The sequence below is a fragment of the Kluyvera intermedia genome (assembly GCF_021440345.1).
GTDB classification, from domain to species: domain Bacteria; phylum Pseudomonadota; class Gammaproteobacteria; order Enterobacterales; family Enterobacteriaceae; genus Kluyvera; species Kluyvera intermedia_A.
The window spans coordinates 1-203 of sequence record NZ_JAKCNS010000115.1 but is presented as its reverse complement, the minus strand read 5'-3'; the positions used below and the strand labels follow the sequence as shown (position 1 = coordinate 203).

Annotated in this window: 1 protein-coding gene; it reads right to left on the bottom strand. The window is 65.0% G+C overall.

Annotated elements, in window-relative coordinates:
* A partial coding sequence (locus LZ634_RS21425; protein ID WP_234508775.1) for a hypothetical protein occupies positions 1–203 on the bottom strand: 203 nt, incomplete at both ends.

Genomic DNA, 203 nt, shown 5'->3' with positions numbered 1-203 from the left:
GACGCCGATGCCGACGCTGATGCAGACGCTGATGCAGATTCCGACGCGGATGCGGATGCGGATGCCGATGCGGACGCTGATGCAGATGCAGACGCCGATGCGGATGCAGACGCCGATGCCGACTCCGATGCGGACGCTGATGCAGACGCGGATGCCGATTCCGATGCCGATGCAGACGCGGATGCAGATGCCGACTCCGACGC